Origin of the sequence: Bartonella sp. AP21QHHD (assembly GCF_042196205.1) — a bacterium.
GTDB lineage: Bacteria > Pseudomonadota > Alphaproteobacteria > Rhizobiales > Rhizobiaceae > Bartonella.
Genome location: NZ_JBHIPT010000116.1, coordinates 74357 through 96692, shown reverse-complemented (window position 1 = coordinate 96692; position 22336 = coordinate 74357). Strand labels below are relative to the sequence as shown.

Here is a 22336-nt window from a genome sequence, read left to right as displayed (position 1 = left end):
CTTGAGTGGATTCATATAAAATAATTGCAAACAACATATTGACTTTATTGCGTTTTTTTGTATAATGTGACTCTGTAAACCGAAGCTGATCCGGTTAACGCCGATCTCACGGGCAGCATAAAGTTTATCACGTGTGACGCTCTTCGGTTCGCTTTCCAGTGTAAGCTCAGTTAAGGAAGAGAGCTCAAATTCGGCATGCAATACTTTTCCGATGTGGCGGATATTATCTGCAGACAAAAGCGACGGTGTGCCGCCCCCTATATAGATGCTGCGGATGGGCCCTCTAAGCGAGCGAATGAAATTTCCTTTGTTTCTGATCTCTGTGGTAAGCGCTGACATATAAGATTCGATTTGCTTAACGTGCTTGTAGGCCCCTTTCTGAAAGGGACAGAAGGAACAGATGGTTTCACAAAAGGGAATATGCAAATAAAGAGAAATAGTATGCGCTTGTGGAATCTGCTTACTGTGCGCTAGTTTATTAAAGTCTAGGTAATCGTAAAATTCATTTGAAATAGTGCGAAATAACGGATATGTGAAGTTGTAAATCAGCTTGAGTTGATCGAATTTCACAAAAGGATGATCCACGAGTTGCATAGCTTATCTCCCCCAATTTCTTAACGCGCACTATATTATTGACGGGCGACTGGTGATCCAATTATCCGAGTGTATTACCAAAGATTTTCACGGAACATAATGAATCCTCCTTTTGTAGAAGTTATATGTATTATACATATAACTCATTATATGAACAGATGAGCTTGTTTAAGAGGCAATGTAAAGATAAAAATATAAAAGAACTTTCTCTTGCAGCCTTATGGTCTGATATTGCAATTGGTATCCTGTTTTACGTGGTCGGGCTATGGATGCCTAGGGCGAGAAAAAGCAGGGTATTTTAATGGACGTGCGGGGCATCATTGTTATGTTGCTGGGACTTGGAATTTGCGTCTGGTTATGAGATATCATTAGCGCAAAAAGATGGTTTTAAAGGTAGAGATACATTTTTTAATATCCCTGTAAAACTTCGAGAAGAGATAGAGTTATCCTATTAGAAAACATATAAATATCCAGTGTGATAATATTATCGAATTACATGACATCATCACTCTTGCACGCCATTTTGATATACTACCTAAAATCTCATTGAGATTGTGCCATGTACTGGCAAACGGGGATAGATCGCGTTTTGGTATGACTGCGGCGGAGTTACGTGCCGCATTATCTTTGCTAGAATCCAATAGGATTAGGCTTAATGGGGCGCCTTTTCATGTGGGCTCTAATTTGAATTCGACTGAGTTAATAGTATCCACCTTAACTAAGGCTGGAAAGGATATTTACGCATTGAAGGATCAAAAAAGTTTTATCAGTTTAGGCGGGGATATCCGACTTCCACAGCGTTCTGCGATGCCATGACGATCAATGACGAATACCCTCGTAAAATTTATGAGGCATTATCACAATTGGGTTGTGGTTTACATAAGCTTACGGTAATTATTGAACCTAGGCGTGTTATATCTAAAGATTATGGTTATTTATTTTCAAATATTAGCTCTATAAAAGAGCAGAATGGTACGAACTTAATTACAATCTGGGCTCTGGGGATGTGTACTCAATCTGCACAGTATCACTAGGTCAGAAGTCAAAGTATGTGAAAGCAACTGATACAAAAAAAATTTACGATGGTGGAAGATCGACGATGAAGGACTTTAGTTCAAAGGAAATTGATATTATTGTGTTCTCATATCCTGATTTTTTGGCTTTTTAGATATAAATAACACATCTCCTAGTGGGCTGGAGACTATCAGATGTTGGATCCCGCATGGCGCAATTAGCAAAAATTCCTATCTATTGGATTTGGTATGCTCTACTGGATTCTCAGCTCTAAATATTGTGTGCGAAGAGCAATGTCAAGCGGTGGAAATTGATATAAGTGCAGAGTTTGTACCATCCGCTCAGAACAAGGTTGATAGCTCTATTATGCAGGCGATGGTTAAGTTTCATATTGGAAATGCTGAGCGTATGTCTTATCCTGAAAATACATTTACGCATATTACGGCGGGGTGAGTGTTTGTAAGCACTAGCTGTAAAGGCTACTCACCATCCTAGGGTGTTTACTTCTATGTGGATAACAATAGAGTTACAAAACTTGCTTCATATTAAAAGAAAAGTTTCTTTTCTTTTAATATGAAGCATTGCTACAACCAAAAGGAAATTAAATATCTCGCCTTTATTATTCTCGTCAATGTTTGCTTATATATGATTATTTGAATCGGAATTAGGTTACGTACAATATGGTATTTCTCGCTATTTTATATAAGGAGAAGGTTCGCACCGATGTATCGGGTGCAATATCAATTTTTTCACTATGGTGATAGGATAGCTTTTTGAGCGTAAAGTTCTTTTACCTTGATAGATCTTATAGTATTCTTCAAAAATATCAGTTGATAAATTTTTTTCGTGTCGTTTATGCATGGGCTGATACAATAAGAATAGGACTTGATTGTTTTTAAAGTTGGTATGTTATGGCTGTAAAAAATGGTAAACAAACGAAAAGTAAGAATTTTAAACCTGTCTCTCGTTTTCTCAAAAGTTTACGTGGTGTGCGCAATTGGGAACAAGTTTCACAATGGCTTGCTTTTCGTAAGGTAGAGGATATTGAATGTATTACGCCTGATCAAGCAGGGGTACCACGGGGCAAGATGATGCTTTCTAAAAAATTTACATCGGAAACATCATTGGCATTGCCTTCAGCAGTTTTTATGGCAACAATTTCAGGGGATTATCCGGAAGATGGTCATGGTTTTGAATATCCTAAAGAAGATGGTGATTTACGCCTTGAGCCTGATCTTTCTACGTTAAGCATTGTTCCATGGGAAGATGCTCCTACGGCACAGGTGATTTGTGATCTTGTGTATCAAAATGGTCAGGTTGTGGATTACACACCACGCAATGTTTTACGAACAGTGGTTCATTTTTACACAAAAATGGGTTTAAGCCCTGTTGTGGCACCAGAAATTGAGTTTTATTTGGTACAAAAAAATCCCGATCCTGATTATCCGTTAGTTCCACCGGTTGGTCGTTCTGGGCGTTCAATTGGTGGTGGACAGGGGTATTCCATTGCTGGTGTTAATGAATTCGATGATTTGATTGATGATATTTATCAATTTTCAGAGGCACAAGGATTGGAAATTGATACCCTCATTCATGAAGAAGGAGCAGGACAGTTTGAAATCAATTTACGTCATGGTGATCCTATTGAATTAGCGGATCAAGTTTTTATGTTTAAACGAACAATTCGTGAAGCAGCACTAAAACATAATATGTATGCAACTTTTATGGCAAAACCCATTCAAGGGCAGCCGGGTTCTGCTATGCATATTCACCAATCGGTTGTTGATAAGAAAACCGGTATGAATATTTTTACACAGGAAAATGGTGAAGAAAGTATCTGTTTTCGCCATTTTATTGGTGGATTGCAAAAACATATGCCAGGGGTACTTGTGATGCTTGCACCTTATGTGAATTCTTATCGACGTCTTGTCCCTGATAATTCGGCTCCTGTTAATTTGCGATGGGGATATGATAATCGTACTACAGCTTTTCGAGTTCCCCGTTCTGCTCCTCAAGCGCGACGTGTTGAGAATAGACTTCCTTCATCAGATGCGAATCCTTATTTAGCTCTTGCAGCTTCTTTAGCGTGTGGTCTTATTGGTTTGCAACAAAAAATTGAGCCGGATGAGCCAGCGACAAATAATGTAAACGCTGATAATATTGAGTTGCCGCGTGGACTCATTGAGGCAGTCAATTTGTTTGAACAAGATACAGTGATACGTGCTATTTTAGGGGATGTGTTTGTCAGTACTTATGCTGCAATCAAACGCCAAGAGTTTGAAACTTTTATGGAAGTAATCAGTCCGTGGGAGCGTGAATATCTCCTGCTGAATGTTTAAATTTTATGACGATGATTGATTATAATTCAATTTCTCCAGGAATTTCTTGGTATGAAGATGCTTTAAGAGAACGTCCATCGTATCCTTCTTTTTGTGAAAACAGACAGTGTGATGTGGTCATTATTGGAGGCGGATTTACGGGTCTTTCGGCTGCTTATCATTTAGCCAAGGCTGGAGTAGATGTTGTTTTATTTGAAGCATCACGTTTTGGTGATGGTGCTTCAGGGCGCAATGGTGGACAGCTGGGAACAGGGCAACGGCAATGGGTAGAAACATTAGAAAAAAAGTATGGTTTTGAGCGGAGTAAGGCTCTGTTTGATTTGGCAGAAGAAGCTAAAAGAGATATTTTAGCTTTATGCGCAATGCCTAATTGTCCGTGTGATTTGATAGGAGGACAGCTTTCTGTAACTCATAAAAGGCGTGAGCTTCTCTCTTATCAACGGCATATTGAGGCGATGCAGCGTTATGGCTATCACGCGCTTACTTTTATGGATAAGGCTGAAACATTTGAGCGACTTGGATCAACTTTTTATTGTGGTGGTATTTATGATGCGGATACCGGTCATATAAATCCCTTAAAATTGATTATTGGGTTGGCAAAAAGAGCACAAGATGCTGGTGCTAAGCTTTATGAGAAGTCACAAGTAACGACCATAAGGCGCAAGGGAGCACATTGGAAAGTAATAACAGAAAAAGGCAGTGTAACAGCAGAGCATGTTTTACTTGCAACAAATGGGTATAAACTTGGTCTGGAGCGTTTTATTGAGAAAAATATTGTTTCTATTCGCTCTTATATTGGAGCAACGGACCCATTACCAAAGCATAGTTCAATTCTTATAGGGGGGGAATCGGTTGATGATTCCCGTTTTATGGTTCGCTATTTTCGCAAAAGCATTGATAATCGTCTCTTATTTGGTGGTGTAGAAAGTTATGATAATAAGCATCCTCTAAATTTAGATGAACGTATAAAACGGCAAATTGTTGAAATTTATCCTCAATTACATTCTATCAATTTAAGCCATCGGTGGGGAGCAACGGTTGCCATCACAGTTGAACGCATGCCCTATGTTCGCCAACTTTTCTCAAGGATGACTTATTGTGGTGGTTATTCAGGGCATGGCGTTATGCTGGCTCCTTTCGTGGGAAAATTATACGCAGAATGGTTAACTGGAAAATATGAACGTTTTTCCTATTTCCAAGACTTAAAGATTTCATCTTTTCTGGGGGGACGCGTTTTGCGTTATCCGCTTATATTTTTAGCAATGCGTTGGTTTTCTTTATTGGATCGCCTTTAATGTAAACATTGCTTGAAATGAAGAAAATTAATGGCTTATTTAGTATCTGTCTGCTTTAATGATGAAAGCTTTTATAAGTGATATGGGATTTCATAATCGAATAGAAAAATAAACAAGTTCATGGTGCGTAAAATTATTCCAGTTTCTTCCTTTGATTGTATTGTTTTTGGTGGCAATGGTGATCTGGCGTTGCGCAAGCTTTTGCCGGCTTTGTATCATTGTCAGTGTGCTGGGCAATTCAGTGAGCCAACACGTATTATTGGGGTTTCGCGCACTTTCTTAAGTTGTGAAGAATATCAAAATTTTGTTCGCATTTCTTTAGAAAAACATATCCATCCAAAAGATCTCAATTCAACAGAACTCAATCGTTTTCTTGCACGTTTAAGCTATGTTTCTGTTGATGTTACCTCAAATCGAGGGTGGAAGGATTTAGCCCTCCTTCTGTCACAAGATTCAGCAGATATTCGAGCTTTTTATTTGGCTGTTGGTTCGTCACTTTTTGCTGATATTGCGATGAAGTTGGGAAAAAATAATTTGGTGACAGCACAAACACGGATTATCATTGAAAAACCAATTGGTTGCGATGTAAAAACAGCTATTTCACTTAATGATGTATTTGCAAGCGCCTTTAATGAAGAGCAGATCTTTCGCATTGATCATTATCTTGGGAAGGAAACTGTTCAAAATTTAATGGCATTGCGGTTTGTTAATACACTTTATGAACCGCTATGGAACTCCAATTATATTGATCATGTTCAAATAACCGTTGCTGAATCTTTAGGGTTAGAGGGGCGTACAGAATACTATGAAAGCACTGGTGCTCTACGCGATATGGTTCAAAACCATATGCTACAGTTACTTTGTTTGGTTGCGATGGAAATACCATTTACCAACAGTGCTAATGCTGTGCGCGATGAAAAACTTAAAGTTTTACATTCTTTAACACCGCTTGATGTCCATAATGTAGGGCAGCATACTGTACGTGGGCAGTATCTTTCTGGTCTATCAAATGGTATATCGGTAGAGTCTTATTTTGATGATCTAGGAAGAGTGAGTAAGAGTGAAACATTTGTAGCACTTAAGGTTAAGATTGATAACTGGCGTTGGGCTAATACGCCTTTTTATTTACGAACAGGTAAGCGCATGTTCACGCGAATGTCTGAAATTGTTGTGGTTTTTAAACCTATTCCTCATAATATTTTTAATGTGGATTTAGATGAAATTTTTTCTAATCGGCTTGTAATTCGTCTCCAACCTGATGAAGGTGTAAAACAATGGTTGATGATTAAGGATCCAAGTTATGGCGGTATGCGGTTTCGTCACATTCCATTAGACATGAGTTTTGCTTCCGCATTTTCTGAACGTAATCCTGATGCTTATGAACGTTTATTAATGGATGTTATTCGTGGAGATCAAACACTGTTTATGCGTCGTGATGAAGTTGAGGCTGCTTGGCGTTGGATTGATCCAATCATTGAGGGATGGGAAGCAATAAAACAGCCTGTTCACAGTTATAACGCTGGTTCGTGGGGTCCGTCTGCTTCGATGAGCCTCATGGAACGTGATGGACGTATATGGAACAATTTAGTTTAGAGCAATAAGTATGTATAGAATGAATATTGATCGTTTAGACTTTGAAACCCCTCAGACTTTAGCTTTGGCATTAGCAGATCGAGTAGCCGCAGAGCTTAGTGTATCTGTTCTTGAGCGCAAGAGAGCAGTTTTAGCGGTGTCTGGTGGTAAAACACCAGAATTGTTTTTTCATTATTTGTCAAAAGCAGATATTGATTGGCAAAAGATCATTATCACTTTGGTCGATGAACGTTTTGTCCCTACACACGATGAACGTTCAAATGAACATATGGTACGGTGTCATTTGTTACAAAATTTTGCCGCAAAAGCACGTTTTGTAGGGCTTTATCATAAAGCAATTACTGCTGAACTTGCTGCTTTTTCAGCGGCGAGTCGTGTTAATACTTTGCCTAAACCCTTTGATGTTGTTGTTTTAGGAATGGGGGAGGATGGACATACGGCTTCTTTTTTTCCTGATGCTGATCGTTTAAAGCAAGCGCTTGATTTACGAACACAAGCACTTGTTTTACCCCTTCATGCTAAGAGTGCTGTTGAGCCAAGACTCTCACTAACTTTGCCAGTTATTATGCAATCTCGTTGCATTATTCTCCATTTCGAGGGTTTTCAGAAACGCGATTGTTTTGAGGAAGCTTGTCAAGATGGGGCTGAAACAGAAATGCCTATTCGGGCAATTTTGCGTAATTCCCCTCATCTCGTTCAGGTTTATTGGTCGCCTGCAGAAAATGAAATAAGTGAATCAAAATATGCGACACAAGGTGAATAAAACGTAATCTCTCTCAATGAATGAGGGGAAGAAACAATGAAAGGGGGAGAGAAATATGGCACTTTCCAAGACAATTGCTACCGTTACACGAAGGATTTATGAACGTTCTCGATCAACACGAGAAATTTACTTAGATCGTATTGCGAAAGCACAAGTTCATCGCCCCAAACGGAGTTTTTTAGGATGCGCCAATCAGGCTCATGGCTTTGCTGCTTGTGGTGCAATAGATAAAGAGCGTTTGAAGGGAAATATCGTTGGGAATATTGGCATTATCACGGCATATAATGATATACTTTCAGCACATCAACCTTTTGAAAAATTTCCTCACTTAATTAAAGAGTCGGCCCGTACGGTTGGTGGTGTTGCACAGGTTGCAGGTGGTGTTCCCGCGATGTGCGATGGTGTTACGCAGGGAAATGCGGGGATGGAGCTTTCCCTTTTTTCGCGTGAAGTAATTGCAATGGCAACAGCTATAAGCTTATCACACGATGTCTTTGATGCAGCATTGTATCTTGGGGTGTGTGATAAAATTGTGCCAAGTTTATTGATTGGTGCCCTAACATTTGGTCATTTACCAGGAATTTTTATAGCTGCTGGTCCTATGACAAGTGGTCAAGGTAATGATGAAAAAGCGAAGATACGTCAACTTTACGCAGAAAATAAAATAGATCGTCAAACACTTCTAGCATCAGAAGCACGTTCTTATCATGGACCAGGAACATGTACATTTTATGGAACAGCTAACTCTAATCAGGTGATACTGGAGATGATGGGGCTTCATATGCCGGGAGCTTCTTTTATTAATGCCAATACACCGTTGCGTGATGCTTTAACAAAAGAAGCCACGAAACGTGTACTTGAAATGACAGATCTTGGTGATCATTATAGTCCACTTGGAATGATCATTGATGAGCGTTCTTTTGTGAATGCTATTGTAGGATTAAATGCAACAGGAGGTTCTACCAATCATACGATTCATTTGATTGCTATGGCTGCTGTTTGCGGTATTAAATTGACATGGCATGATATTGCAGAAATTTCATCCGTTGTGCCTCTTTTAGCGCGCATTTATCCTAACGGTTTAGCAGATATCAATCATTTTTATGCTGCGGGGGGAATGGGATTTATTATTCGCGAGCTTATCGAGGCAGGTTTGGTACATGAAGATGTTTCTACGGTTTTTGGTAAAGATCTCAATGCTTATGCAATTGAAGCAAAGCTTTCTGCTGATGGTCATGTGGTACGTGAAGCGGCTCTCAAGGAAAGTGGTGATTATAAGGTGTTAGCGGGGTGGAGAAAGCCATTTCAGCCTGAAGGGGGTATTCGCGTTTTATCAGGAGATTTGGGAACAGCTATTATAAAAGTTTCCTCTGTTAAACCAGAGTATTGGCAGATTAAAGCACCAGTCTTTGTTTTTAATGATCAAGAAGAACTACAAAAATCTTTTAAATCTGGAGCGTTGCATGATAAAGATTTTATCGCTGTTATTCGCTATCAAGGGCCAAAAGCCAATGGTATGCCAGAGCTTCATAAATTAACGACCATTTTAGGCGTTTTACAAGATCGTGGTCAAAAGGTAGCATTGATAACGGATGGGCGTATGTCAGGAGCGTCAGGAAAAATTCCTGCTGCTATCCATGTGACGCCAGAAGCTTTGGATAATGGCCCCATTGCACGTTTGCAGGATGGTGATATTGTTTTCCTTGATGTTCATGGGGGTAAATTAACTCTTTTGGAGGATTTAGCAAAATTTAACGCGCGAACAACCACGCCTCCTGATCTTTCAAAAAATGAACATGGTGTTGGACGCGAACTTTTTCATGTGTTTCGTCAATCCGTTAATCGTGCAGATCAAGGGGCATCTGTTTTTATGACATGACGAATGTAAAAATGGTAAATCATATGCAATGAAACCATGCAAAATGAATTGTTACAATTCTTAGAATTTTGGTATAGGAAGATTGTGTGATTGCGCAGCGGCTTTGAGTGTATTAACCATAAGCATGGCAATTGTCATTGGTCCAACGCCTCCTGGAACAGGGGTGATCGCAGCAGCTTTTTCTTTTACGTTTTCAAAATCGACATCACCAACAAGACGTGTTTTCCCTATACCTTTTTCTGGTGCAGCAACGCGGTTAATACCTACATCAATAACAATTGCACCATCTTTTATCCAGTCTTTTTTAATCATTTGTGGGCGGCCTACAGCTGCTACTAGAATATCAGCGCTTCGACACACATCATCAAGGTCACGGGTACGACTATGGGCAATTGTCACAGTGGCATTGGCTGCTGTTAAAAGGGCAGCCATAGGTTTTCCAACAATATTAGAGCGTCCAACAACGACAGCATCAAGTCCAGATAAATCTCGTCCACAGTGTTGTTCAATCATCATCATGGCACCAGCTGGAGTGCAGGGAATAATTGCATCTTCAAGTGCATTTGCCGCGAGTTTTCCTACATTAATATAATGAAAACCATCAACATCTTTTTGGAAAGCAACGGCTTGTGTTATGCGATTTGTATTCATATGAGCAGGGAGAGGCAGCTGTACCAAAATACCATGAATTTTGGGATCAGAATTTAATGTTGCAATAAGTTGAAGGAGTTCTTTTTCTTGCGTTTCTTTGGAAACGGCATGTTTGATTGAAAGAAACCCACATTCTTCGGCTTTTTTATTTTTTGAGGTGACATATACTTGACTTGCAGGATCATCTCCAACGATAATAACAGCGATACTAGGTTGTATATTATAGTGATGGCGGAGCTTTGCTGTTTCGGCCTTAACTTTCACAATAATCTCTTCAGCAAGTTTTTTTCCGTCGATAATATTATTCATTCAGAGATCCTTTCGGTAAGGCTGTTTGTTTTTTTTTTTGTAAAGCATTTTCTAATAATACGATAGAGTTTTATAGCAATATTCATATGAGAACAGTAAGAATGGTTTTATAATGTTGTGGATTTATAGTTTTGAAGACTTTTAAATAATTGCTTTATAAAGAAGCAGCAACATTGCTGTTTAAATAAATTTTGGATAAAGAACAAAAATAATGAAGATACAAAGTGGATATAGTGAATTATAGGGTTATAAAAACTTTTTATGATCATTTAAGTTTGTTTTTAATCTGTTATAGGGGGATAAGTATAGAGGGATAATGTGCGCATCAGAATAATAAAATTTTTGAGCGGAGTTTTTATTACAATTATCTTTTTATTTGGAGTGGGGATTCTCGTTTTACCTTATCTTATTTCTAGAGATGCGATTCGTATTCGTTTAGCGCAGGATTTAAGTGCATGGACGGGTTACAATGTGCAATTGCGTGATCCACCGCGGTTACATCTTTTTCCTTATCCTAAAGCATTTCTTTCTGGCGTTACTTTAACATCAAAAATGGATGATGTTGCGCCATTAATGGAAGCTGAATCAATAGAAGTTGATCTTTCTGTCGTCGATCTTCTTTGGGGACATATTTCTTTTTCAGAGACGCGGATTATGCATCCTCAATTTGTTATGGAAAAGCCTGTTAAAACAATAGCAGATTTTTTTGATCGGTTTTCTCGCTCACAAGGTGCATTAGGGGTGGCAATACGTAATACGCGTGAAATATTAAAACATAATCCTGAGCATCCAGAGATAGAGCACCTTTTAAAACAACCTTTTGGACGGATTGTCATTAAAAATGGTGTTCTTGTGTATCACGATAGTTTTTCAGGAGTAGCAGACAAAATAACAGGATTAAATGCAACTTTAGATTGGCCGGAATCAACTCAGGAAGTACGGTTACGTGCAGATGCGCGTTGGCGCGGAGAGTTTACAAAATTATCACTTGATGCTTCTCAAGCATTACTGCTTCTTGCTGGAGGCAAAAGTCATATTAGGGCAAGTCTCAATTCTGTACGTGGGGGAATAACTTTTACAGGAAAGGCTCGATTATCTGAATATTATATTTTTGACGGAAAAGTGTCAATGCGTTCTCCTAGATGGAATCAGACATTGTCTTGGGTTGGTGGAAATCAGTTTTGGGGACATAAATTAAAAATACCCATTGTATGGGAATCTCATTTTTTAGCGCAGCCAATGCATATCCAAATGAACAATGTTACATTTACGATGGGGAAAGCCAATGCGCGAGGAGTTTTAAAACTCGATTTTCAAGATTATGTACCAAATGTCATGGGCTCTTTAGCCTTTGATAATCTAGACCTTAGCCTCTTGGGTTCAATGTTTTTTTCAGGTAAAAAGAAAAATGCCTGCTTTGACATGAGAACTTTTGATTGTATTGGCGTGGATATACGACTTTCTGCGCCACAAGCTAAAATAGGAAATATTTCACTCACAAATTTAGCTGCTGCAATACAAATAAGAGATGGTCATGGTATTTTTGATCTTGGACATGCGAATATTTTTGGTGGATCTGTGCAAAGTAATATTGAAGTTACCTCAGCTGGACAGAAAGTGCGTATTGGAGGAAATATTTCAGGTGCTTCTATTGATATGCAGGAGACTTTAGAAATCTTGGGATTTATTCCATTTATACAAAGCAAAACGAATTTTACTGCAACGGTACGAACACTTGCTGATTCTTGGCCAGAAATTTTTACGAAAATGCAGGGTGAGTTAACACTGAAGATGTCTTCTGGTCGGCTATTAGGGTATGATCTGAATGAATTACAAACAAGACTTTCAAATAAACAACAATTTCTTTTAATGAATAATGATACTTTTTCAACAACATTTGATCACTGGGATATTCAGACAAGCTTTTCAGAAGGTATGATGAAGGTAACAGAGTCATTAATGCGTACAGCAGACTTGAGCTTATCCATTCAAGGAACCATTGCAACTGCTATTGCGCAAGGGAAGGAAAATGAACTGATATTACAGGCACAACTACGCAAAAACTATAGATCAGAAACTTTATGTAAAGATGTCCAATGTCTTGCTAATAGCCTTGCATGGCCTTTTATATTTTCTCTAAGCTCTAAAGGACAAAATCATGGTGATTTTTGGGTTACAAAAGATATTAACGCAGATTGAGTATCGTTTTTCATCTGTATAATATTCTATCCTATAATGGTAATTCGTCTTTTTGCAACTTAAAATTGTCTTTTAAATTTAAATCAGAGCTCCCATTATCGGAAGATTCTCTCATTTTAAATCCGTTCGTCGTGAAGCAGTAAAAACCATTCTCACCGTCATAATAAGTGAGGTTGGTATAGATAAATGACTGAAGAGAGGAATAAAAAAACTTCTTATGGAATCTTTCAAATACAAGAGATTCATAATATTGGTGCTAATCTTATAAAAATTGCTAAAAAACATTAAAATTTTAAGGAGGATGTTGGCCAGTGCTTATTGAATCGCAGAAGAAATACCATAGCCATCTTTGGTAATTGTATGCTTCCCGTCGGCTCCAACAGAACCAATTCCCACTGTAATCAGAATAAAGGTTAAGAGGGTTGTAATCGTAATAATTGTAGCTTTTTTAGCAGACATATTTTTCCTCCACGGATGCATCAATGACTGAATGCAAAGATGAATGGTGCATTATTTAAACTTTTATGAAAGCAGAATCACTTAAGGATCTATAAGTTCCTATTATTATCTCATAAAGCTAAAAAAACTCTATAATTCTTTAATATATTATAGTTCTATAGATATAATTTTTTCTTTTTGCTATATATTTTTCTTCATTTTCTCGATGACGATAGTGAGCATTGGCAAAATTTTTATGCGCATAAATTATAAACTTAAAAGATTATTTATCCGACAGACATTGGCTTTGAATGAAGAAATAAAGATAGAGGGGGCACAAGCTTCTTATCTTATGCATGTTTTGCGTATGAAAGAAGGAGCAGAAATTTTACTTTTTAATGGACAGGATGGTGAGTGGCTTGCTAAACTTATCACTGTTAAGAAAAAATTTGTTGTGGTTCAGCTTATCCATCAAGAAAGATTACAAACGACGCATTCCAATCTTATTTATTGCTTTGCTCCACTCAAAAATGCGCGGTTGGATTATATGGTGCAGAAAGCTGTTGAAATGGGGGTATCGATTTTGCAGCCTGTTATAACGCATCATACGCAGGCTACGCGTATCAATATGGCGCGTATGGAAGCCAATGTTATTGAAGCTTCTGAACAGTGTGGAATTTTATCTCTTCCTAAATGCGTATCGGCTCTATCATTAGCAGAACTTTTAGCACAGTGGGATGAGACACAGCCTTTATTCTTTTGTGATGAAGAGCATAAATTGCATAATCCATTACCTTCTTTTAAAAAGCGTGACGTTACAACACCTGGTATTCTTATTGGACCGGAAGGTGGCTTTAGTGAAGAAGAGCGGAGCTTTTTAAAAAAACATCCTTTTGTGTTTCCAATATCACTAGGTCCGCGTATTTTACGCGCTGATACTGCCGCTGTTGCTGCTTTGGCTCTTCTTAATGCTACCGTGGGGGATTGGGCAATGGATTGAGAAATCTGTAAAATCATTCTAAACAATTTATTTAAGATGATGATACCAATTATAGGATACGGTAAGTTATGGCGCTTGATATAACTGATGAAAGTGAAATTTATAACTTAGATTCTTTGGTTAGCTATTTCCAAGGGGGGTATAAAGCAGAAGATGATTGGCGCATTGGTACAGAACATGAAAAATTTCCGTTTTATAGAGATGGTTTTCACCCTGTTCCTTATGAAGGAGAGAGGGGAATCCGAGCGCTTTTAGAGAGGATGCAAAGCGCCTTAGGATGGAAACCTATTTTAGATGAAGAGAATATTATTGGGCTCGTAGGATCAGTTGATCAGGGAGCCATTTCTTTGGAACCTGGGGGACAATTTGAATTATCTGGTGCACCATTAAAATCAGTAAGCCATACATATTACGAGTTGATGGAGCATTTAACTCTTCTCAAAAAAATTGCAGAACCATTAGGTATAGGTTTTTTAGGTCTTGGAGCTAGTCCAAAGTGGACTTTAGCTGAAACGCCGCGAATGCCTAAATCACGTTATCAGATTATGACTGATTATATGCCTAAAGTGGGGTATAATGGTCTTAATATGATGTATCGCACATCAACAGTTCAGGTTAATCTTGATTTTTCATCTGAAAGTGATATGCGGCGAAAAATGCAAGTATCCATGAAGTTACAGTCCATTGCAACGGCATTATTTGCAAGTTCGCCCTTTACAGAAGGGCGCCCAAATGGCTTTTTATCGTGGCGTTCTGAAATTTGGCGTAATACGGATAATCAGAGGACAGGCGTTCTGCCCTTTGTATTTTCTGAGCGTTTTGGTTTTGCTGATTATGTTGAATGGGCCCTTGATGTTCCAATGTATTTTGTTGTGCGGGATGGTCGTTATTATGATTGTACACACATAACGTTTCGTCAGTTTATGAATGGAGCATTAAAAGGACAAGTTGCAAATTCAATTCCAAACATGGGAGATTGGATTAATCACTTATCAACGTTATTTCCTGAAGTCCGCTTAAAAAGATTTTTAGAAATGAGGGGAGCTGATTGTGGTTCTTGGAAGCGCATTTGTGCGTTGTCGGCTTTTTGGGTTGGGCTTCTTTATGATAGGGAAGCACTTAATGAGGCAGAGGCTTTGACAAAAGATTGGTGTTTTGAAGAAGTTTTAGAGTTGCGCCAACGCGTTCCTAAAGAAGGGTTAAGAACTCCTTTTCGTCAAACTATTCTTTTAGAGTTAGCACGTCAAGCTCTCGCTATTGCTCGCAAAGGCTTAAAAAATCGCAAACAGTATGATACGAATGGTTTTGATGAAACAAATTTTCTTAATCCTCTAGAAGAGGTTGTTGCAATGGGACAAACAGATGCTGAAAAATTTTTGTCCCATTACTATTCTATTTGGAATGAGTCGGTAGAACCTTTATTTTTAGAATGTGCCTATTAAATTTGAAGCAAAGATACTTCCTACTTTTTTAAAAATGCATATCACCGTGGTGGTTCATTCACTCATTTCTCTAGAGAGCATATCCTACCTTGCTTTTAACATTTCTCATAACGGAAAGGATACAATACAAAAATCTCTTGGGCAGTGTGATTTTTATACCCAATAATATCACGATATTTCCGTAATCGTAATGTTGTCCCTTTGTACTAAAGATAGTTCATAAGAGATAAAGCTTATTATCAAACATTTTTTATTCACTTGGCTCATCTACTTATGAATAGGTCTGAAAATAATATTTTTCACTTTTAAAAGGGATAAAAAAATATAATTTGCGGTTAATAGTCAATTATTATAATTCAATATACAATGCTTATATGAAAGAGCATTTTATTATACAAAAATTATGATATCAATCTTTCAGTGCGCTAAAAAGACAGTAGAAAAAATACCGATAGATCTATGTATGTATAACTCAATTTTATTTTTATAAAAAAAAGAAATATATTATGTAAATAGATAGAAATAAAGATTATTATATATAATGAATGTGTTAATTACATCATTAAATATTGATAAATAAAAAATATTATCTTCATAGAGTTATATGAAATTATAAGCTATTCATAGATAAGAAATAACTATTTGTATGCAAAGGGGTATTATATTAAAATACTATTATTCTTGATAAAGAGGCACGAGATAAAGAGATTGAGCTTGTAACGAATGAGTGTTTGAATACGCACAAAAATTCAAAAAAGCACAACATTTCTATAGCAGAATAATCTTTATCAGTATGAGCGCAACTTATTATAGGCAATTAATTATCCCCATACATTGTAAATCTACTGTAAGACTGCTTTTAATGCTTTAAACTGTACTATTCATAAAATTTATAATATTTGTAGGCTTAAAGCCTCTCATTGTAATCATATATCCTCAGTCTTTTCCATTGTTTTCATTATCTAGAAATTTGTAATCGTCTTTGTTATGCTCCACTAGGATAAGCAGCTTTAAAATGTGCTCGTCCTTCATCCGTAATGGCATCACGCCTCTGTAAACCAGATGTTTTTCTTTCCTTTATTGAATTTGCAAACAAATGGGATTGTTTTTCATCATGAACAGTTACAGAGATTCAACGTTTTTATAAAGATACCGTGGAAAGCATTGACCTGTATCTATTGCATCTAGATTAGGCAAATTCTTAGCTATCAATACAGAAAAAACGCTTCGTGCTCCTATGCCTGTAATTTGTATCATCCTATTTTCAACTTTTTGTCCTATCAGGACTATACGAGGCATTTGGTAAATTCCATCGTTGAGATTCCGATTATAATAAAACCACTGTTGCGTAAAAGGATGATATGAACTCTGAGTGAGGCATGCCTCTTCAAATTCAAAAACCTTTCCTCTTATTAATTCTTGCGTAACATTATAACTCCAACTTATCTTTTTTATATCTAAAGTGACAAAATTATCTATAGCACATGCACGTGTTGTTCGATCAGCATATGAATAGGTATCGTTAAAACGTTTTACTGCGCTATTATAAAAAGCAATCATATTATTTATATTTTCTGCTCAAGCTCCGCCCTCCAATGTTACGGCAACTCTTGTATTAAGATGTTTCATAAGAGGTCTTTCTACTCCTTTCTTATACATTTTTACTCATACGCCAGCCCTGCTTGTGACGTGCAAGCAAATGATTTTGATTGATTCAAGATAAACAGGTTTGAAATGAGAGAATCTTACGTTATTCGGGACTCTCATTTAATATGCAAAACAGTAAATTATGATTATAAATCAACATGTTGTATTTCAAAGCCTTTTTATGATTATAAAAAGAGTTTTGAAAAATAAAAAAGCTTTCATTGAGAGCAAAGAAAGAATGTATAAAAAGTATTTTCAATAAAATAATTATATTTGAAGTGCTGATCAAAGCTATTGAGAGTGCAGTCCATAAAATGAGCAGAAGTAGCTTGTTGGTGTATTTTCTAGAAAAATCATGAATGTTCGATTGTTAATTCATCCTTGCTTGGAAAGCTCGCTTCAGTTCAAATAGAAAAAGAGAGAGGTAAGGAGATTTATATGATAAGATATGCTGGAATTATTCAGTATTAAGATGCAATGAATGCTGCTTATATTTCTCTTTTTTAACTATTTTATGAGAGTGAAAATTTAAATAATAAGAAAATAATTTTATTTATTTTCTTTAAACAGTTATTAGTAGATAAAAAATTCTCTTTTAATCTATAAATTAAAAAAATAATGATTTTGTAAAAGCCTTGTAAGCTTTATAGGTTAATTTTAAATATCATGCATTGATTTTGAATTATGCAGATTATTTATGTCAACCATAATAATAGTGAGCATAGACAATGACATTTAATTTTTTCGTCAATTTATTTCTATTTGTTATTTTTTTATTGTTGGTTTTTCAAAGTAAGAAAATGCAATGGAGTCTTTCACTACGTGTTATGCTATGGCTTATCCTTGGCTTGATTTTTGGAAGTGTTTTGCAGTTTATTTATGGAGAGGGTGAAAGCACTTTATTGAAATCCGTTGAATGGTTTAACATTGTCGGTGAGGGCTATATTTTATTGTTGCAAATGATTGTTATGCCATTGGTTTTTATCTCTATCGTTTCAGCAGTTGCTCATTTACATTCTGTTTATGCTGTTGGAAAGATGAGTATAATAACAATTTCAATATTGCTTTTTACAACGGCTCTTTCAGCATTGGTTGGTGTGCTTGTGGTTAATTTTTTTGGATTAACAACCGATGGTTTGGTGCATGAAGGGCAAAATGTTTCTGCTCTTCTTGAAGGTCATATTTCTAAACTTGGAGATATGAATATACCAAAGATGATTTTGTCTATGATTCCTAAAAATCCATTTGCTGAGTTGAGTGGAGCTAAACGTACGTCAATTATTAGTGTTGTGATTTTTGCGTCATTTTTAGGTGCATCGGTTCTTCTTTTAAAGAAAGATGAGCCAGAAAAAGGAGAAAAAGCGCTTTTATTTATTCAAGTGGCACAAGCTTGGATTATGCGGTTAGTCCGTATTGTGATTGCTTTGACGCCTTATGGTATTTTTGCACTTATGACGAAAGTAGGAGCAATATCGCGTATTACAGATATTTTAAATTTACTGGTTTTTATCATTGCCTCTTATGTCGGTATTATTTTAATTTTTGGAATTCATGGTGTATTGCTTGGTATTTCTGGGATTAATCCCTTTCGTTTTTTCAAAAAGGTTTTACCAGTTTTAACATTTGCTTTTAGCAGTCGTTCAAGTGCTGCAAGTATTCCTTTGAATATTGAAGCGCAAACACAGTGGATAGGTGTACCACAATCCATTGCGAGTTTTGCAGCTTCTTTTGGGGCAACAATTGGACAAAATGGTTGTGCTGGTCTTTATCCAGCGATGCTTGCGACCATGATTGCACCCTCTATGGGTATTAATCCTCTTGATCCTACTTGGATTGCTACGCTTATTGGTGTTGTAACGTTGAGTTCTATTGGTGTTGCTGGTGTGGGGGGAGGTGCTATTTTCGCTGCATTGATTGTGTTACCAATTATGGGGCTTCCTGTTACTTTGGTTGCTGTACTTATCTCTATTGAACCGCTAATTGATATGGGACGGACTGCTCTAAACGTGAGCGATTCAATGATAGCTGGAACGGTCACCAGTCAAATATTACGGACAACAGATAAAAGTATTTTTAAAAAATAATTTTAGATTATATTTTTTGGGGCTGTAAAACATCTGTAAGAGATATTTGCGCTGAACCAGGTTGTAGCGGTTTTTGTTGATTGGGATGAGGAGCCCAACCAGAGAGCCAGATGAAAGAAAAATGTGCACGAATACGTCCATCAGGATCACTAAATCGTTGTGCATAGATTTCAGCTGCGCGGAGAAAAAAACGTTTGGATACAGGGCGTCGTGAACGATTGATGAGTGCATTTTGCATTCCCATAGCTTTAAGATCGTGCATAAGGTCAAACATTGTATTATAACGTATTGTGATATCTTCAACGTCTGCTACAGGCAGGGCAAAGCCAATACGCTGTAAAAGAGCGCCTGCATCACGAATGTCGGCAAAAGGGTAGATTCTAGGGCTTGCTCCATCATAAATTTCACTTTCAGCTTGCAGCAGGCTTTCGCGCAATTCTCTTAATGTACCAGCTCCTGCCATAACAGCAAGAAATAAGCCATCTGGTTTAAGGGTATTTTTTATCTGGCTTAGAACACCAGGGGTATCATTGGTCAATTGTAATGAAAGAAGTGAAACAATAAGGTCACAGTAACTTTGAGGTAAATCAAGAAATTCTCGATGACGTAAATGAAATTTTTTATCATGGCTTTGATAAAGCGGATCGGTCTCAATGCGTTCTATGGAACAAACTTTTCCAGATTTCATTAAAGCTTGCGCAGCAAGGTCTGTATGGCTGTGTAAATCGAGAGCTAATGTAAAGAGGCGATCAACAGTGCTAAGGCGTTTATAGAGATCTTCTGCCATGTGAGAGAGTAAAAAGTCACATCCTTTTTTTGCTTTTTGAAAGGCACGTTTTCGGAATTGTTCAATGCGGTTATGATCAAAAATTAAAGGATGCGACATATTGTAGAACACTTTCGATCTATGAAAGAATATATTTTGAAAAGGTTCATTATTTGTGCAAGCTCTGTCAAGTTTATAATATGAAAGAAATAAATTTATAGAAGGTAAGAGTTTTTAAAGGAATTAAAATTATAAATTGAGGAAATACAAAGGAACTTTTGTTCTGAGGGAAACTTGTAAAAGCCTAAATTTATAATGTTGTATTTTCGAGAAGCGGCGTTAAATAGCGGAGATATACTAAGTAAGTTCGTTGAACGCTTGAAAACGATGCTTTATCCACCAATTTGTCCTGGATGTAAGCAAAATGTTTCTACTTATGGTACGATTTGCTCCGAATGTTGGAAAGATCTTCAATTTATCACAAAACCTTATTGTCCTGTTATGGGGACTCCTTTTGTTTGTGATATGGGGGATGGTTTTCTTAGTGGTGAAGCACTCCGTAATTCCCATCCTTTTTCACGTGTTCGCTCAGTCATTGTTCATAAAGGGCTTGCACGAACTTTAGTAACGCGCTTAAAATATGGTGATCATATAGAATTGGCATCATTTATGGCCAATTGGATGATGTTTGCTGGACGCGAGGTTATTGATGATTGTGATGTTATTATTCCCATTCCATTGCATTTTCGTCGTTTTTGGGAGAGGCGTTATAATCAATCTGCTGAGCTTGCACGTTACATTGCAGCATCACAAAAAAAGCTTTTAAAACCGAGTTGGCTTGTTCGTTGTCGGCATACCCGTCCGCAGGTTAGTCTTTCTTCGAGAGAGAGAAAACTTAACGTAAAAAATGCTTTTAAGGTTTCGCATAAAGTTAAAAAATATCTCAAAGGATGTTCTGTTTTGCTGATTGATGATGTATTTACAACGGGTGCAACAGTTACAGCAGCAGCTGCTGCATTAAAAGATGCAGGTGCACGACAGGTTGATGTGCTAACATTTTCGCGTGTTCTCAAAGAAGATTCTATTTTTCCCTCTTCTTAAGAGGAATTTAAAATGAATATTATTAAAAAATATTGGAGGATAATACTATGAAAGAGGTAATAATTTATACACGCCCTAACTGTCCTTATTGTACAAAAGCACGTGATTTGCTTAATAAAAAAGGCGTAAAGTATACAGATATTGATGCTTCCACATCCCTTCGCCAAGAAATGGTACAGCGTGCAAATGGACGTAATACATTTCCACAAATTTTCATAGGTGATTATCACGTTGGCGGTTGTGATGATCTTTATGCTTTAGAGGCTGAGGGAAAGCTCAATTCTTTATTACAAGGCATATGATATTTGTAAATTACATATTCTTAAGACCGTTTTGCAAGAAGGAGATAGTTAACGCCCATGTCTTTTGAGCGATTCCAGCTGTCGTTTAATGGGTTATAAGTAATACCTATCTCATCAATGACAGTCAGAGCGTTTTTTGATAAGAAATTTTTAAGTTCTAGAGGTTTTAGGAATTTTTTATAATCATGGGTTCCTTTAGGAAGCCAACGTAGAATATATTCAGCGCCTACAATAGCAAGCCCCCATGCTTTCCATGTGCGGTTGAGTGTTGAGACAAACATCACCCCTTGTGGTTTCAGCATTTTTGCTGTAGCTTCTATGAAGAGATTAACGTCAGCGACATGTTCAACAACTTCCATATTAAGGATGATATCAAATTTTTCTCCTTCATTGGCAAGTACTTCTGCCGTAGTGATACGGTAATCAATGGAAAGGTCATTTTGAGCAGCATGGGTTTTTGCGACTTCAATATTTGTTTGTGCAGCATCAACGCCTACAACTATAGCACCAAGACGTGCCATTGGTTCAGATAACAAGCCTCCTCCACAGCCAATATCAAGAATTTTCAAATTGTGAAAGGGCGTAAGTGAAGAAGGGTCACGATTAAACTCTAAACAGATTTTTTCTCTGATGTAAGCAAGGCGTGTTGGGTTAAATTGGTGAAGAGGTCGAAATTTTCCTTGTGGATTCCACCATTCTGTAGCAATACGTGAAAAATGATCAATTTCACTTTGATCAATAGTTGTTTGTGTTTCATCGATCATGTTGCCTTCCTTTATTTTTAATGATCAGGTCAAGTAGATTTTATACAAAGTCAAGAGAAATTAATATAATCATAATGAAACTTGCACAAATGATAGATATTCGCTATGTCGAGAAAATGGTTAGTTGATACAGCATCTAATTCTCATTACTGTTTG

The 22336-nt window shown here is 37.1% G+C and carries 19 protein-coding genes and 1 pseudogene; 14 read left to right on the top strand and 6 right to left on the bottom strand.

The features are described from left to right. The coding region (locus ACFIMC_RS08415; RefSeq protein WP_375681070.1) for a radical SAM protein at positions 1 to 594 on the bottom strand (594 nt) is incomplete at its 3' end. 210 nt (positions 595 to 804) lie between these two features. On the opposite strand from ACFIMC_RS08415, the gene ACFIMC_RS08410 reads away from it, so the two are divergent. The 8 genes from ACFIMC_RS08410 (at position 805) to edd (ending at position 9477) form a co-directional block, all read left to right on the top strand. Next, positions 805 to 966 carry a hypothetical protein gene (locus tag ACFIMC_RS08410; RefSeq protein WP_375629811.1) on the top strand — a complete coding sequence of 54 codons (162 nt, stop codon included), beginning with the start codon at positions 805 to 807 and terminating at the stop codon, positions 964 to 966. Positions 967 to 1044: 78 nt separating this feature from the next. Further along, positions 1045 to 1410: a hypothetical protein gene (locus ACFIMC_RS08405; RefSeq protein WP_375681072.1), complete on the top strand. Its 366-nt coding sequence runs from the start codon at positions 1045 to 1047 to the stop codon at positions 1408 to 1410. Between the two features lie 354 nt (positions 1411 to 1764). Beyond that, the gene (locus ACFIMC_RS08400) at positions 1765 to 2061 is read left to right on the top strand and encodes a class I SAM-dependent methyltransferase (protein ID WP_375629834.1); all 297 of its coding nucleotides are present in this window, start codon (positions 1765 to 1767) and stop codon (positions 2059 to 2061) included. Between the two features lie 458 nt (positions 2062 to 2519). Beyond that, a complete protein-coding gene (locus ACFIMC_RS08395) occupies positions 2520 to 3947 on the top strand; it encodes a glutamine synthetase family protein (protein WP_375671941.1) in 1428 nt (475 codons plus the stop codon). Positions 3948 to 3958: 11 nt separating this feature from the next. Further along, positions 3959 to 5242: an NAD(P)/FAD-dependent oxidoreductase gene (locus tag ACFIMC_RS08390; protein ID WP_375681071.1), complete on the top strand. Its 1284-nt coding sequence runs from the start codon at positions 3959 to 3961 to the stop codon at positions 5240 to 5242. Between the two features lie 120 nt (positions 5243 to 5362). Then, positions 5363 to 6835, top strand: coding sequence for a glucose-6-phosphate dehydrogenase (gene zwf, locus ACFIMC_RS08385; protein ID WP_375616358.1), 1473 nt, complete (start codon positions 5363 to 5365; stop codon positions 6833 to 6835). A 10-nt stretch (positions 6836 to 6845) separates the two neighbouring features. Further along, complete coding sequence (gene pgl, locus ACFIMC_RS08380) at positions 6846 to 7598, top strand: 6-phosphogluconolactonase (protein ID WP_375616357.1); 753 nt, start codon at positions 6846 to 6848, stop codon at positions 7596 to 7598. Positions 7599 to 7653: 55 nt separating this feature from the next. Continuing rightward, entirely contained in the window at positions 7654 to 9477 is a 1824-nt protein-coding gene (gene edd, locus ACFIMC_RS08375; RefSeq protein ID WP_375681069.1) for a phosphogluconate dehydratase, read from the top strand. Between the two features lie 60 nt (positions 9478 to 9537). On the opposite strand, the gene folD is transcribed toward edd, so the two are convergent. Continuing rightward, entirely contained in the window at positions 9538 to 10437 is a 900-nt protein-coding gene (gene folD / locus ACFIMC_RS08370; protein WP_375681068.1) for a bifunctional methylenetetrahydrofolate dehydrogenase/methenyltetrahydrofolate cyclohydrolase FolD, read from the bottom strand. Positions 10438 to 10755: 318 nt separating this feature from the next. On the opposite strand from folD, the gene ACFIMC_RS08365 reads away from it, so the two are divergent. Beyond that, complete coding sequence (locus ACFIMC_RS08365; protein WP_375681067.1) at positions 10756 to 12636, top strand: AsmA family protein; 1881 nt, start codon at positions 10756 to 10758, stop codon at positions 12634 to 12636. A gap of 315 nt (positions 12637 to 12951) precedes the next feature. Here the strand turns inward: ACFIMC_RS08365 and ACFIMC_RS08360 are convergent, their stop codons facing one another. Next, on the bottom strand, positions 12952 to 13095 hold the full coding sequence (locus ACFIMC_RS08360) for a hypothetical protein (protein ID WP_375671944.1): 144 nt from the start codon (positions 13093 to 13095) through the stop codon (positions 12952 to 12954). A 235-nt stretch (positions 13096 to 13330) separates the two neighbouring features. Here ACFIMC_RS08360 and ACFIMC_RS08355 point away from each other — a divergent pair, with 235 nt between their 5' ends. After that, positions 13331 to 14074: a 16S rRNA (uracil(1498)-N(3))-methyltransferase gene (locus tag ACFIMC_RS08355; protein WP_375612075.1), complete on the top strand. Its 744-nt coding sequence runs from the start codon at positions 13331 to 13333 to the stop codon at positions 14072 to 14074. A 68-nt stretch (positions 14075 to 14142) separates the two neighbouring features. Then, a complete protein-coding gene (locus ACFIMC_RS08350) occupies positions 14143 to 15516 on the top strand; it encodes a glutamate--cysteine ligase (RefSeq protein WP_375612076.1) in 1374 nt (457 codons plus the stop codon). 994 nt (positions 15517 to 16510) lie between these two features. Here the strand turns inward: ACFIMC_RS08350 and ACFIMC_RS08345 are convergent. After that, positions 16511 to 17094, bottom strand: a pseudogene (locus tag ACFIMC_RS08345) (type ISP restriction/modification enzyme); the annotation flags it as partial. Positions 17095 to 17891: 797 nt separating this feature from the next. On the opposite strand from ACFIMC_RS08345, the gene ACFIMC_RS08340 reads away from it, so the two are divergent. Then, a complete protein-coding gene (locus ACFIMC_RS08340) occupies positions 17892 to 19247 on the top strand; it encodes an L-cystine transporter (protein ID WP_375613541.1) in 1356 nt (451 codons plus the stop codon). Between the two features lie 7 nt (positions 19248 to 19254). On the opposite strand, the gene ACFIMC_RS08335 is transcribed toward ACFIMC_RS08340, so the two are convergent. Next, entirely contained in the window at positions 19255 to 20133 is an 879-nt protein-coding gene (locus ACFIMC_RS08335) for a methyltransferase (RefSeq protein WP_375613540.1), read from the bottom strand. Between the two features lie 195 nt (positions 20134 to 20328). Between ACFIMC_RS08335 and ACFIMC_RS08330 the strand changes: the two genes are divergently transcribed. After that, positions 20329 to 21114 carry a ComF family protein gene (locus tag ACFIMC_RS08330; protein ID WP_375613539.1) on the top strand — a complete coding sequence of 262 codons (786 nt, stop codon included), beginning with the start codon at positions 20329 to 20331 and terminating at the stop codon, positions 21112 to 21114. Between the two features lie 47 nt (positions 21115 to 21161). After that, on the top strand, positions 21162 to 21416 hold the full coding sequence (gene grxC / locus ACFIMC_RS08325) for a glutaredoxin 3 (RefSeq protein WP_375612081.1): 255 nt from the start codon (positions 21162 to 21164) through the stop codon (positions 21414 to 21416). A gap of 20 nt (positions 21417 to 21436) precedes the next feature. Here grxC and ubiG read toward each other — a convergent pair whose 3' ends face one another. After that, complete coding sequence (ubiG, locus tag ACFIMC_RS08320) at positions 21437 to 22180, bottom strand: bifunctional 2-polyprenyl-6-hydroxyphenol methylase/3-demethylubiquinol 3-O-methyltransferase UbiG (protein WP_375668504.1); 744 nt, start codon at positions 22178 to 22180, stop codon at positions 21437 to 21439. Positions 22181 to 22336: the final 156 nt, after the last annotated feature.